The following is a 12,603-nucleotide window of genomic DNA, read 5'->3' as shown; positions in this document are numbered from 1 at the left end:
ATCTCGGGACTTCCGCGCATGCTGCGCCGTTGGCCTGACGATCTCTCCACGTGCCGTCCCACGCCTCTCCGCCACCCGCCGAATCGACCGAACTCACACGCAGTTTTCTGGGCGTGTTCCGCTACAGCGGGCGCGCGATCGAGCTGGTGTGGAGTACCAGCCACGCGCTGACGGTCGCGCTGGCCCTGCTGACGCTGATCGCCGGCCTGCTGCCGGCCGGCGTGGCGTATGTCGGCGCGCACATCGTCGATGCCGTGGTAAGCGCCAGCAAGGCATGGGCCGCCAGCGGCTCGGCACCGCTGCGATCGGTATTCGAATGGGTGGCACTGGAAGGCGTGCTGGTGGCGGCACTGGCCGGCGCGCAGCGCGGGCTGTCGCTGTGCCAGTCGCTGCTGCGCGCGCAACTGGGCCAGCGCGTCAACGTGATGATCCTGGAGAAGGCGCTGACGCTGGAACTGGCGCACTTCGAGGACTCGGAGTTCTACGACAAGCTGACCCGCGCCCGCCGCGAGGCGTCGAGCCGGCCGCTGTCGCTGGTGACCCGCACGTTCGGCCTGGCCCAGAACGCGATCTCGCTGCTCAGCTACGGCAGCCTGCTGTTCCAGTTCTCGCCGTGGGCGGTGACCGTGCTGCTGCTGGCCGGGCTGCCGTCGTTCTTTGCCGAGACGAAGTTCTCCGGCGACGCGTTCCGGCTGTTCCGCTGGCGCTCGCCCGAAACGCGCATGCAGCTGTACCTGGAAACCGTGCTGGCGCGCGAAGACCACGCCAAGGAAGTGAAACTGTTCGGCCTCGGCCCGCTGCTGCTGGGCCGCTACCGCGGCATCTTCGACAAGCTCTACCGCGACGACCGCGACCTCACCGTGCGCCGCGAGAGCTGGGGCTTCGGGCTGGGTCTGCTCGGCACGCTCACGCTGTATGGCGCGTACGCGTGGATCGCTGCCAGCACCGTGGTCGCGCGCATCACGCTGGGCCAGATGACGATGTACCTGATGCTGTTCCGCCAGGGCCAGGCGGCGGTCTCGGCGATGCTGTCGGCGATCGGCGGCATGTACGAGGACAACCTGTACCTGTCGACCCTGTACGAGTACCTGGAAACGCCGGTGCCGCCATCGCTCGGCACTGCACAACGCGGCACGAAACCGGACGACGGCATCCGTTTCGAACAGGTCAGCTTCACCTATCCCGGTGCGAGCGAACCGGCGCTGCAGGACATCAACCTGCACATCCGCCCCGGCGAATCGCTGGCCCTGGTCGGCCAGAACGGCTCGGGCAAGACCACCCTGATCAAGCTGCTGACCCGGCTGTACACGCCGGACCGCGGCCGCATCCTGCTCGACGGCACCGATCTGCGCGAGTGGGACGAAGCCGTGCTGCTGCAACGCATCGGGGTGATCTTCCAGGACTTCGCGCGCTACCAGATGCGCGTGGGCGAGAACGTGGGCGCCGGCGACGTCACCCATTTCGAGGACGAAGCGCGCTGGCGCGAAGCCAGCGACAAGGGCATGGCCAGCGACTTCATCGACAGCCTGCCGGCCGGCTTCCAGACCCCGCTCGGCAAATGGTTCAACGACGGTCGCGAACTGTCCGGTGGGCAGTGGCAGAAGATCGCGCTGGCGCGTGCCTTCATGCGCTCGCGCGCCGACATCCTGGTACTGGACGAACCCACCGCTGCGATGGATGCGCAAGCCGAGGCCACCATCTTCGAGCATTTCCGCGAACTGGCCGGCAATCGCATCGCCATCCTCATATCGCACCGCTTCTCCACCGTGCGCATGGCCGACCAGATCATCGTGATCCAGGACGGCCGCATCGTGGAACACGGCAACCACAAACAGCTGATGGCCGAGAACGGGCATTACGCACATCTGTTCTCGTTGCAGGCGCAAGGGTACCGGTGAGGCCGCGACTATCGCGGCCACCACCCAGTCGTAATAGCCGGGCACGAACATGAGCACACCGGTCGCGCGCCACCGGCTGGGGATCCTTGGGCTCCAGCTACTTCACGGCCTCGTCGAAACCCGCGCTCTGCAAGGGGAATGACGAGCGAAGACTTGACCAGAACACCCCTGAAAGGCCAGACACGGATCAGGCAGGCCGGTGCCGGACGCGCGTGAGCGAGTCCGGACGTGCAGCGTGCTTGCGATCGAAGAAAAATCACGGATGTGGCTTTCTTCAACCAGCTCCGCGACCAGGATCTTCCCGCAAGAAGAGGCAGCCTACGGCATCGTTCAACGGCGACCTGCGGCATTGACCGGCACCCTCACCATCGGCGAAGGTTTTTTCAGCGAGGCATCACCGTCGCCCGTCGCCATCGATACCATGCGGCCACCGTTGACATAGTCGATCTCCCTCGTGTCACTGCTGAACACCTTACGCGGCTGTTCGATCCGATCAGTCGCGACCTGGCCGGCCAGATCAAGCTGCAGCATATGTGCAATCTCGGCACCGCTGGCCCGCATCGCGGTCTTCAGCGCGTCACCCTGGTTGGCTGCCCACGCATTTGCCAGATACCGGGCGCGGGCATCCGCATCCCATACTGGCAGGGCCGCCTGAGCCAACCGCTGGCGATGCTCAACCTGCTCTTGGTTGATCTTCGTGCGCAAGCGGGCCGCTTCCGAGTCGCGCCGATTCGGCTCGGCGTTTGCCTTCGCGATGTCGTCATCGACGTGCAATGCGGAATAACGCTGGTTCTCCTGCGCCACCATACGCTTGCTGTCTTCCGCGGTTTTCTGCGGCGCCACCTGGCGCTCCGACTGATAAACCAGCACGTTCCGATAAACTGGTTTATCCGGGGTCGCGCCGACGTCCTGAATCGAAACAGTCGCGATCACTTGCAGTGCTGAAAAATCCGGCGTCATCGAATACGCGGTTTGCACCAGCAAACGACGGGCCGCGGAGGTCGGTTTGGTTGACGTCATCGTGTAGTTGCCGAAATGCGCGGGTTGCAGGGCCAACGCCTGCTGCAACGAGCCGCTCAGCACCGACCTCGCATCAAACCCCTGCAGCGCCGCGCGCAACGGTTGTACGTGCGCCTCGGCGAAACGCTCTGCTTCCGCCTTGACTGCGGCATTCACGATCGCCATGCCGAGTGCGCCACCGGCTGCTGCTGCAAGGATCGGCACGCCAGGCCCCGGCACCACGTTGATGTTGGCGGCCGTAAAAGTATCCTGCGCAGCCAAACTGTCCTGATCAATGACGTCAACCACCGGCAGCGGCTCCAGCGCCTGCAATTGCGCCGAACTCGGCCGTATCACCTGCGCCTGCTGCGCACAGCCACCCAGCCCCAGCACCACTGCCATGGCAACGGTCAACTTGCCTCCTCGACTCATGCTTTCCCCCTGATTCGATCTGATGACCAGATCACACCATGCCCGAAGCGGCACGGCGAACTGGCGTGCAACTCTAATCCCCTGCTCCGCGCAGCGACAAGCCGGCAGCCTGACCGCAATAAATTGCGCCACGTCGCGACTCGGGCCGGCCGTTGGCATCGTCCAAGGTCGGTTCAAACACCGAGTCCGGTTTCTCGCCCGCAAACGCCGGCGGCATGGTGCATTCGTCCGCCAGCTTGACCCTGCCTGCCCGCCCACCCCATGCTTTGTCGTCTTTTCCCGTCGAAACACCCGCATGAGCAGTCGCTACAACGCCGCCGACATCGAAGTCCTCTCCGGCCTGGATCCGGTCAAGCGCCGCCCCGGCATGTATACCGACACCACCCGCCCGAACCATCTGGTGCAGGAGGTGGTGGACAACTCGGTGGACGAGGCGCTGGCCGGCCACGCGAAGACGATCGAGGTGGTGCTGCACGACGACGGCTCGGTGGAGGTGAGCGACGACGGCCGTGGCATGCCGGTGGACATCCATCCCGAGGAAGGCGTGTCGGGCGTCGAGCTGATCATGACCCGGCTGCATGCCGGCGGCAAGTTCAGCGGCAAGAACTACAACTTCTCCGGCGGTTTGCACGGCGTCGGCGTGTCGGTGGTCAACGCGCTGTCCGACCGGGTCGAGGTGACGATCCGCCGCGACGGCTCCGAATACCGGATGGTATTCGCCCACGGCGACAAGATCAGTCCGCTGGAAGTGATCGGTACGGTGCCGAAGAAGCGCAGCGGCACCACGCTCCGGTTCTGGCCGGAGGCGAAGTATTTCGACTCGCCGAAGATCTCGCTGGGCAAGCTCAAGCACCTGCTGCGCGCCAAGGCAGTGTTGTGCGCCGGCCTCAACGTGAAGCTCACCGACGTGGCCTCGGGCGAAGTCGTCGAGTGGCATTACGAGGACGGCCTGCGCGACTACCTGCGCGGCGAACTGGACGGCATCGAAGCGCTGCCGAACGAGCTGTTCGTGCACCAGATGGCGCGCGACATCGAGGGCATGGAGGTGGCGCTGGCCTGGTTGCCGGAAGGCGAACTGGTGCAGGAAAGCTACGTCAACCTGATCCCCACTGCGCAGGGCGGCACCCACGTCAACGGCCTGCGCACCGGCCTGACCACCGCGATCCGCGAGTTCTGCGACATCCGCAACCTGCTGCCGCGTGGCGTCAAGTTGGCGCCGGAAGACGTATGGGAGCGGCTGTCGTTCGTGCTGTCGACCCGGCTGCAGGATCCGCAGTTCGCCGGCCAGACCAAGGAGCGATTGTCCTCGCGGCAGACTGCCGGCATGGTCGAGAACGTCATCCACGACGCCTTCAGCCTGTGGCTGAACCAGCACGTGGAGATGGGCGAGCGGATCGCGCAGCTGGCGATCGAGCGCGCCAGCGCGCGGCTGAAGGCGGCCAAGCAGATCGTGCGCAAGAAGATCACCCAGGGCCCGCAGCTGCCTGGCAAGCTGGCCGACTGCACCGCCACCGACCTCACCCGCACCGAGCTGTTCCTGGTCGAGGGCGACTCCGCCGGCGGCAGCGCCAAGCAGGCGCGCGACAAGGAGTTCCAGGCGATCCTGCCGCTGCGGGGCAAGATCCTCAACACGTGGGAGGTCGAATCCACCTCAGTGCTGGCCTCGGAGGAAGTGCACAACCTGGCCGTGGCGATCGGCTGCGACCCCGGCAAGGACGACCTCTCCGGCCTGCGCTACGGCAAGGTGATCATCCTGGCCGACGCCGACTCCGACGGCCTGCACATCGCCACCCTGCTGTCCGCGCTGTTCCTCAGGCACTTCCCGACGCTGGTCAGCGAAGGCCACGTGTTCGTGGCGATGCCGCCGCTGTTCCGCGTCGACGTGGGCAAGCAGGTGTTCTACTGCCTGGACGAGGCCGAGAAGGAAGCGATGCTGCAGCGGATCGAACGCGAGAAGATGAAGGGCGCGGTCAGCACCACCCGCTTCAAGGGCCTGGGCGAGATGAACCCGCCGCAGTTGCGCGAATCGACGATCCACCCGGACACGCGCCGGCTGGTGCAGCTCACCGTGGACGACGGCGACGGCACCGCGCGCATCATGGACCTGCTGCTGGCGAAGAAACGCGCCGGCGACCGCAAGTCCTGGCTGGAGGAAAAGGGCGACTTGGCGACGCTGGAAGTCTGAATGGCCGGGCCGCTTGCCGCCGTCCGGCGCAACCCTCATGCTGACGGCATGACGCTCATCGCCCAGCTCGCCCGCGACCTCCTCGAAAGCGGGGCCGCAAACCCGTGAGCGTCGGCAGCCTGGCCGCACGCGAGGAACTCAACGACCTGTTGATTCGTGCGGGCCGCGGCGACCAGCAGGCATTCGCGGCGCTGTACCAGTGCACCTCGTCGAAATTGTTCGGCGTGTGCCTGCGCATGCTGCGCGAACGCGGCGAAGCCGAAGAAGTGCTGCAGGAAACCTATATCGCGGTGTGGCGCCGCGCCGCCAGTTTCGACGACGGCAAGGCGAGCGCGATCACCTGGCTGGTGACGCTTGCGCGGAACAAGGCAATCGATCGGCTGCGCCAGCATCGCGAGGAACAACTGGACCCCCTGCAACTGGAAGAAACCGCAGACGACCAACCCACGCCGGCCGCCGACGCCGAAACCAGCCAGGAGCACCAGCGCCTGCAACGATGCCTGGATGAGCTAGAACCGCGCCAGCGCAGTGCCGTGCGTGAAGCCTTTTTCACCGGCGCGACGTATAACGAGTTGGCGGCACGCTGCCGGATACCGCTGGGCACCATGAAAAGCTGGATCCGCCGCAGCCTGCTGCAATTGCGCACGTGCCTGGAGCAATGAACACACCCACCGACCACCGCGACGACAACCTGCGCCATGCCGAGTACGTGCTCGGCGTGCTGGATGCCGCTGCGCGCGCAGCGGTGGAGCGGGAAATCCGCGACGATCCGCAAGCCGCCGCCGCGGTCGCCGCGTGGCAACGCCGTCTGATGCCGCTCACCGACGAAGTCGAGGCGAGCACTCCGGCACCTTATGTCTGGGCACGGATTCGCGATGCGTTGCAGCTCGCCGAGCCGGCAGTGCCACGACCGCGCCCCGGCCTGTGGAACAACCTGAACCTGTGGCGCTGGCTCGGCCTCGGCGCCAGCGTGGTGGCAACGGCCAGCGTGGTGGTCATGCTGGCGCAACCTCACCGGGCGACCACGCCAACCACGACCCGTGCCGGCTACATGGCCGCTACCATCGAACAGGACAACGGCGTCACCGGCTGGACCGCCACGATGGACCTGCAGCACGCAAGGATGATCGTGGTGCCGGCCACGCCGGTTGCGTTTGCTCCAGGGCGCACGCCCCAGCTGTGGCTGATACCGCCGGGGGAGAAGCCCGTTTCGCTGGGCGTGATCGCGCGCGACCGACCCACGTCCATCGCGTTGCGCGCCGATCTGCTCGCGCGCCTCGATGCCAGGGCCCTGCTGGCCGTTTCGGTGGAACCGAGCGGCGGCTCGCCCACCGGCCAGCCCACTGGCCCGGTGGTGGCCAAGGGCGCGATCGGCGGCACCTGACCTCGCGGTTGCGCACAGGGCCGTCGCCGGCTGCGTCTTTTTCGCTCCGCCTGCATCCGGCAACATCGCCGCCCCGTATCTCCATGCGCTTCCGATCCGCGAAGCGGGCACCACTGGAGAACGCGATGAAGATCCAACAGCACATGCATACCCTTGCCATCGGCCTGGCACTGGCATTGACCGCGGCGGCCGTGGCGCCGATCGCCATGGCCGGCCCGATGAGCATGGAGAAAACCGTCATGGTCGGTGGCGCGGCCATGTACCCGTCGAAGAACATCATCCAGAACGCGGTCAACTCGAAGGACCACACCACCCTGGTCGCCGCGGTGAAAGCCGCCGGCCTCGTCGACACGCTGTCGGGCCCTGGTCCGTTCACCGTGTTCGCGCCGACCGACGAGGCGTTCGCCGCCCTCCCCGCCGGCACCGTCGACAACCTGCTGAAACCGGAGAACAAGGCCACGCTTGCCAAGATCCTCACCTACCACGTCGTAGCCGGCCGCCTGACCGCACACGACCTGGCGGCCAAGGTCGCCGCCGGTGGCGGCAAGGCAAAACTGAAGACCGTCGAGGGTGACTGGATCACCGCGAGCAGGGACGGCGACGGCTGGGCGCTCACCGACGACAAGGGCAACGTCGCCCACGTCACCGTCGGCGACGTGATGCAGTCCAACGGCGTGATCCACGTGATCGACAAGGTACTGATGCCGTAGGTCCGGCATGTCGCCCGCCGCCCGGCTTCCCGCCAGGGCGGCTTTTTTTGCGGCTGCGGCAGCGCTATGGTGTTCGCCACTTTTCCGGGAACCGCCACCATGGCCTTGCTGCCGCCCATCGACCTGCAGCGCTGGATCGACGAGCACCGCCACCTGCTGAAGCCGCCGGTGGGCAACAAGTGCATCGTCGACGGCGACTTCATCGTGATGATCGTGGGCGGCCCGAACGCGCGCACCGACTACCACTGGGACGAAGGTCCGGAGTTCTTCTACCAGCTTGAGGGCGAGATGATGCTGCGCGTGCAGGACGAGGGCGCGATGCGTGAGCTGCCGATCCGCGCCGGCGAGATGTTCTACCTGCCGCCGCGCGTGCCGCATTCGCCGCAGCGCATGGCGAACTCCATCGGCCTGGTGATCGAGCGCCGCCGCCTGCCGCACGAGCGGGACGGTCTGCTGTGGTTCTGCGAGCGCTGCAACCACAAGCTGTACGAAGAATACTTCACGCTCGGCGACATCGAGCGCGACTTTCCGCCGGTATTCGAGCGCTTCTACCGGTCGCGCGAGGCGCGCACCTGCCAGGGCTGCGGCCACCTCAACCCGGCGCCGGCGAAGTACCTGTAGGAGCGCACCCTGTGCGCGATGCTCCTGGCTCTGATCAACATCAGGGCATCGCGCACGACCGAAGGAAGTCCCTTGCGGACAGGGTGCACTCCTACACCAAGCGCCCCAGCCACTTGCGCGCCATGCGCCGCAACGAGGGGTCGAGGCCGTCGTCGTCAGCCACATCCGTCACCGCCCGCCACAAAAGTGCACGGGATTCCTGGTTGATCGTGAAGCGCTCGTCCGCTCCCGCGCGCACCACGTAACGCACGTCGTAATGCCAGTGTCCGGGTTCGTTCGCACGGGCCGCGATGCGATGGCGGTCGAGGTCGAAGACGCCGCCTTCGACGCGCAGGCCGGCGACGCCGGTCTCCTCGTGTGCCTCACGCAACGCCACCCGCGCCAGGTCCGCGTCACCATCGGCATGGCCGCCCGGCTGGAGCCAGCGATCCAGCTTGCGGTGATGCATCAGCAACACGCGCTCGCCATCCGCACTCACCAGCCAGGCCGAGCCGGTGAAGTGGCCTACGGCGTGGCTGCGTTCGAACACCGCTGCATGCGAGGCGAGGAAAACATCGAAGTCGGCAACCACCTCGAACTCCTCCGGATGGCGTGCGAGATAGTCGTCCAGCACAGCGGCGAGTGGCGGAAGAAAGGGAGACATGACTTGTGGCAGGGGATGCGGGGGACCTCGTCGATTCTAGCTGCATCGCAACTTGTACCCCTCCAGACGCTCCGCTATGGTTGGCCGTCCGTCGGCTCTCGCGTCCATCTTCGTCGCGTTTTTGTTCGAGCGCGACGTCGTCGTTTCCCGGGGGAGCCACTGCATGCTGTTCAAGCGCATCAAACCGATCGACCAGATCATCGCCACGGCGGAGAAGAAAGCCCTCACCCGCCAACTTGGTGCCTTCCAGCTCACCATGCTCGGCATCGGCGCGATCATCGGCACCGGCATCTTCGTGCTCACCGCCGAGGCGGGCCAGAAGGCCGGCCCCGGCATGATGATCGCGTTCGTGATCGCCGCGGTGGTGTGCGCGTTCGCTGCGCTGGCCTACGCCGAACTCGCCTCGATGGTGCCGGTGGCCGGCTCGGCCTATACCTACACCTACGGTGTGCTCGGCGAGACCACCGCCTGGGTGGTGGGCTGGGCGCTGGTGCTGGAGTACACCATCGCCGCCAGCACGGTGTGCGTGGGCTGGGCCGGCTACGTCAACGGCCTGCTTGCGCACGCCGGCTTCGGCTTGCCGCACTTCCTGCAGGTAGGCCCGATGGACGGCGGCAGCTTCAACCTGCTGGCCTGCCTGATCGGTCTGGCGGTCACCTTCCTGCTGGTGATCGGCACCTCGAAATCGGCCAAGGTCAACACCGTGCTGGTGATGATCAAGATCATCGCTCTCACCGCCTTCATCATCGTCGCGTTGCCGGCGGTGAAGGATCCGAACTTCACGCCGTTCGTGCCCAACGGCTGGGGTAGCCCGACGGGCGGCATCGGCGTGCTGGGCGCGGCGGCCTCCATCGTGTTCGCCTACATCGGCTTCGACGCCATCTCCACCGCGGCCGAGGAAACCAAAAACCCGAACCGCAACATCCCGATCGCGCTGATCGCCTCGCTGGGCGTGTGCACCATCTACTACCTGCTGGTGAGCTACGCCGCGGTGGGTTCGGTAGGCGCGCAGCCCATGCTGGGCCCGGATGGCGTGGCGCTGGAGCCGGGCACGCCAGCCTTCGCGGCAGCGTGCCAGGGCTCGGATGCACTGGTGTGCAGCAAGGAGGCGCTGGCCCACGTGATACGCCTGCTCGGCCACAACAACATCGCCGCCTTCATCGCCTTCGCCGCCAGCATCGCGCTGCCGTCGGTGATCCTGACCATGACCTACGGCCAGACCCGCATCTTCTTCACCATGTCGCGCGACGGTCTGCTGCCCAGCAAGCTGGCCAAGATCCATCCGCGCTTCCACACGCCGCACGTCATCACCCTGATCACCGGCAGCTTCGTCTCGCTGTTCGGTGCGCTGTTCCCGGTGGGCATCCTCGCCGACATCACCAATTCGGGCACGCTGTTCGCGTTCATCATGGTGGCGCTGGGCGTGCTGATCCTGCGCCGTACCCAGCCCGAGCGCCCGCGCCCGTTCCGCACTCCGCTGCCGTGGCTGATCTGCCCGCTGGCGGTGTTCGGCTGCCTGCTGCTGTTCCTCAACCTGTCGAAGGAAGCCAAGATCACCTTCTTCGTCTGGGGTGCGGTCGGCCTGGTGGTGTACTTCCTGTACGGCTACCGCAACAGCAACCTGGCTCGCGGCGTCGAAGCGGACTGATCCTGCCCCACGCACGCTGATCGCCATGCCGCCGGCACGACCCACGTCGTGCCGGCCTCACGTCCGGAAGCCTCATGCTCAAGCAACTGCTCGCCCGCAAGACCGATTTCAACGAGCCCGACGACACGCACGGGCCTACCCTGCGCCGCACGCTCGGCCCCTGGGGGCTGACCGCGCTGGGCATCGGTGCGGTAATCGGTGGCGGCATCTTCGTGATCACCGGACAGGCCGCGGCCGACCATGCCGGTCCGGCGGTGATCCTGTCGTTCATCCTGGCGGCGATCTGCAGCACGTTCACCGCGCTGTGCTACGCCGAGTTTGCCACGCTGATCCCGGTATCCGGCAGCGCCTACTCGTACGCCTACGCCACGCTGGGCGAGCTGATGGCATGGTTCATCGGCTGGAACCTGGTGCTGGAGTACGGCGTGTCGGCCTCCGCGGTGGCGGTGAGCTGGACCGGCTATTTCCTCAGCCTGCTCCAGCATATCGGCAGCACCTTCAACATGGACCTGAGCCTGCCCGCGGCACTGACCAATGCGCCGCTGGCCTTTACCGCCGACCACCAGCTGGTCGCCACCGGCGCGCTGTTCAACCTGCCGGCGGTGGTGCTGATCCTGCTGCTCACCTGGATCTGCTACGTGGGCATCCGCGAGTCGAGCCTGGCGAATGCCGCGATGGTGGCGCTCAAGGTCGGCCTGATCACCCTGGTGATCGTGGTCGGCTGGCGCTACGTCGACCCGTCCAACTGGCACCCGTTCGTACCGGAGTCGCAGGGCCATTACAAATACGGCTGGGGTGGCGTGCTGCGCGGCGCGGCGATGGTGTTCTTCGCCTACATCGGCTTCGAGGCAACCTCGGTCGCGGCGCAGGAGTCGCGCAACCCGCAGCGCGACCTGCCGATCGGCATCCTCGCCTCGCTGGCGGTCTGCACCGTGCTGTACATCGCGATGGCCGCGGTGATGACCGGACTGACTTCATACACCCTGCTCGGCACCGACGAGCCGGTGGTGACCGCCCTGCACGGGCACCCGCAACTGGAATGGCTGCGCTGGCTGGTGGAGGTCGGCGCGCTGCTGGGGCTGTCGTCGGTGGTACTGGTGATGATCATCGCGCAGCCGCGCATCTTCATGATCATGGGCCGTGACGGCATGCTGCCGAAGGTGTTCACCCGCATCCACCCGCGCTACCGCACGCCGCACCTCAACACGCTGATCACCGGCGCCGGCATCGCCCTGCTCGCCGCGATCTTTCCGCTGGACGTGCTGGGCGACCTGGTGTCGATGGGCACGCTGATCGCGTTCATGGCGGTTTGCGCCGGCGTGTGGATCCTGCGGCATACCCGGCCGGAACTGCCACGCACGTTCCGGGTGCCGTTCGCGCCGGTGATCTGCACGCTCGGCATCCTCAGCTGCCTCGCCCTGCTGTCCACCATGGCCTGGTACAACTGGTCGCTGATGATCGTCTGGACCCTGCTCGGGCTGGTGATCTATTTCAGCTACGGCAACCGGCACAGCCACCTGCGCAGCCCCGTAGCGGACGCCTCCTCGACCGATGCGTAAGTTCGCCAAATGACGCAGAAAAAGTCATATTTTCTGCAATAGCCGCCGAAATTCTACCAACAACACTTATCTGTCGGCACTGAACAGATTCTTGAAAAATTCCCGGAAAGCTGAAATATCTTCTTTGCTTTCAATGAATTAACGAGAATTTTCCAGGAGGAATCGCGGGGCCGGTCGCCCATTTGGCGAACTCGGGAGTATCATCCTCAGTCCGCGGGTTGATCACTTGGCAGTGGGCCCCGGATCGCGGCTCGGCGCGTCAGGTGGGTAAGCTCCTCAGCCTGATGTGTCCGGGCCGCACTTTTGCCTGCGTATTGCCGACCACTCGCGCCAACAGAAAGGCCGGCGATGAGCCTAATGCCAGTCAGTTAAGACAGACTGGCATTTTTCGTGGGGTATTTGTGGGGTCGGCGTTTGACTTCACGGGGGCAAGATCGTTGTCGTCGTGCGGGCAACAGATAGATGTGGGCTTGCTGTCGGAGGCGGGCGAGTCGTTTGGGAAAGGCGCCGGGTGTTTCCAGCGG

At 65.9% G+C, this 12,603-nt stretch carries 10 protein-coding genes and 1 pseudogene; 8 read left to right on the top strand and 3 right to left on the bottom strand.

Going from position 1 to position 12,603, the window contains the following annotated elements:
• The first annotated feature begins 50 nt into the window (after window positions 1-50).
• Entirely contained in the window at window positions 51-1,898 is a 1,848-nt protein-coding gene (locus tag RHOOR92_RS0110810; RefSeq protein WP_027490220.1) for an ABC transporter ATP-binding protein, read from the top strand.
• A gap of 330 nt (window positions 1,899-2,228) precedes the next feature.
• On the opposite strand, the gene RHOOR92_RS0110805 is transcribed toward RHOOR92_RS0110810, so the two are convergent.
• Window positions 2,229-3,461, bottom strand: a complete 1,233-nt coding sequence (locus RHOOR92_RS0110805; RefSeq protein ID WP_231378368.1) for a hypothetical protein — start codon at window positions 3,459-3,461, stop codon at window positions 2,229-2,231.
• A 163-nt stretch (window positions 3,462-3,624) separates the two neighbouring features.
• Between RHOOR92_RS0110805 and parE the strand changes: the two genes are divergently transcribed.
• From parE to RHOOR92_RS0110775, 5 genes are all read left to right on the top strand, one after another.
• Entirely contained in the window at window positions 3,625-5,514 is a 1,890-nt protein-coding gene (gene parE / locus RHOOR92_RS0110800; RefSeq protein ID WP_027490218.1) for a DNA topoisomerase IV subunit B, read from the top strand.
• Between the two features lie 104 nt (window positions 5,515-5,618).
• The gene (locus tag RHOOR92_RS0110790) at window positions 5,619-6,176 is read left to right on the top strand and encodes a sigma-70 family RNA polymerase sigma factor (protein WP_007513041.1); all 558 of its coding nucleotides are present in this window, start codon (window positions 5,619-5,621) and stop codon (window positions 6,174-6,176) included.
• Window positions 6,173-6,898: an anti-sigma factor gene (locus RHOOR92_RS0110785; RefSeq protein WP_027490217.1), complete on the top strand. Its 726-nt coding sequence runs from the start codon at window positions 6,173-6,175 to the stop codon at window positions 6,896-6,898. The genes RHOOR92_RS0110790 and RHOOR92_RS0110785 overlap by 4 nt, the downstream gene beginning before the upstream one ends.
• A 206-nt stretch (window positions 6,899-7,104) precedes the next feature.
• Window positions 7,105-7,608, top strand: coding sequence for a fasciclin domain-containing protein (locus RHOOR92_RS0110780; protein WP_196802012.1), 504 nt, complete (start codon window positions 7,105-7,107; stop codon window positions 7,606-7,608).
• A gap of 99 nt (window positions 7,609-7,707) precedes the next feature.
• The gene (locus RHOOR92_RS0110775; protein ID WP_007513035.1) at window positions 7,708-8,229 is read left to right on the top strand and encodes a 3-hydroxyanthranilate 3,4-dioxygenase; all 522 of its coding nucleotides are present in this window, start codon (window positions 7,708-7,710) and stop codon (window positions 8,227-8,229) included.
• Window positions 8,230-8,320: 91 nt separating this feature from the next.
• Here RHOOR92_RS0110775 and RHOOR92_RS0110770 read toward each other — a convergent pair whose 3' ends face one another.
• Complete coding sequence (locus tag RHOOR92_RS0110770; protein WP_027490216.1) at window positions 8,321-8,872, bottom strand: NUDIX hydrolase; 552 nt, start codon at window positions 8,870-8,872, stop codon at window positions 8,321-8,323.
• Window positions 8,873-9,035: 163 nt separating this feature from the next.
• On the opposite strand from RHOOR92_RS0110770, the gene RHOOR92_RS0110765 reads away from it, so the two are divergent.
• Both RHOOR92_RS0110765 and RHOOR92_RS0110760 read left to right on the top strand, forming a co-directional pair.
• Window positions 9,036-10,520 (top strand): amino acid permease, encoded by a 1,485-nt coding sequence (locus tag RHOOR92_RS0110765; RefSeq protein WP_027490215.1) that lies wholly within the window; start codon window positions 9,036-9,038, stop codon window positions 10,518-10,520.
• A 74-nt stretch (window positions 10,521-10,594) separates the two neighbouring features.
• Window positions 10,595-12,079, top strand: a complete 1,485-nt coding sequence (locus tag RHOOR92_RS0110760) for an amino acid permease (RefSeq protein WP_015447351.1) — start codon at window positions 10,595-10,597, stop codon at window positions 12,077-12,079.
• A 368-nt stretch (window positions 12,080-12,447) separates the two neighbouring features.
• Here RHOOR92_RS0110760 and RHOOR92_RS19980 read toward each other — a convergent pair.
• A pseudogene (locus RHOOR92_RS19980) lies at window positions 12,448-12,603 on the bottom strand (DDE transposase); the annotation flags it as partial.

This window comes from Rhodanobacter sp. OR92 (genome assembly GCF_000427545.1).
GTDB classification, from domain to species: domain Bacteria; phylum Pseudomonadota; class Gammaproteobacteria; order Xanthomonadales; family Rhodanobacteraceae; genus Rhodanobacter; species Rhodanobacter denitrificans.
Note: the sequence above shows the minus strand (reverse complement) of the source record. Positions and strands in the feature narration are given on the sequence as shown.

What these genes read in the sequence shown, in the direction of transcription:
- parE (WP_027490218.1), top strand. Translation starts at nt 3,625, where the DNA reads ATGAGCAGTCGCTACAACGCCGCCGACATCGAAGTCCTCTCCGGCCTG.
- RHOOR92_RS0110785 (WP_027490217.1), top strand. Translation starts at nt 6,173, where the DNA reads ATGAACACACCCACCGACCACCGCGACGACAACCTGCGCCATGCCGAG.
- RHOOR92_RS0110780 (WP_196802012.1), top strand. Translation starts at nt 7,105, where the DNA reads ATGGCCGGCCCGATGAGCATGGAGAAAACCGTCATGGTCGGTGGCGCG.
- RHOOR92_RS0110775 (WP_007513035.1), top strand. Translation starts at nt 7,708, where the DNA reads ATGGCCTTGCTGCCGCCCATCGACCTGCAGCGCTGGATCGACGAGCAC.
- RHOOR92_RS0110770 (WP_027490216.1), bottom strand. Translation starts at nt 8,872, where the DNA reads ATGTCTCCCTTTCTTCCGCCACTCGCCGCTGTGCTGGACGACTATCTC.
- RHOOR92_RS0110765 (WP_027490215.1), top strand. Translation starts at nt 9,036, where the DNA reads ATGCTGTTCAAGCGCATCAAACCGATCGACCAGATCATCGCCACGGCG.
- RHOOR92_RS0110760 (WP_015447351.1), top strand. Translation starts at nt 10,595, where the DNA reads ATGCTCAAGCAACTGCTCGCCCGCAAGACCGATTTCAACGAGCCCGAC.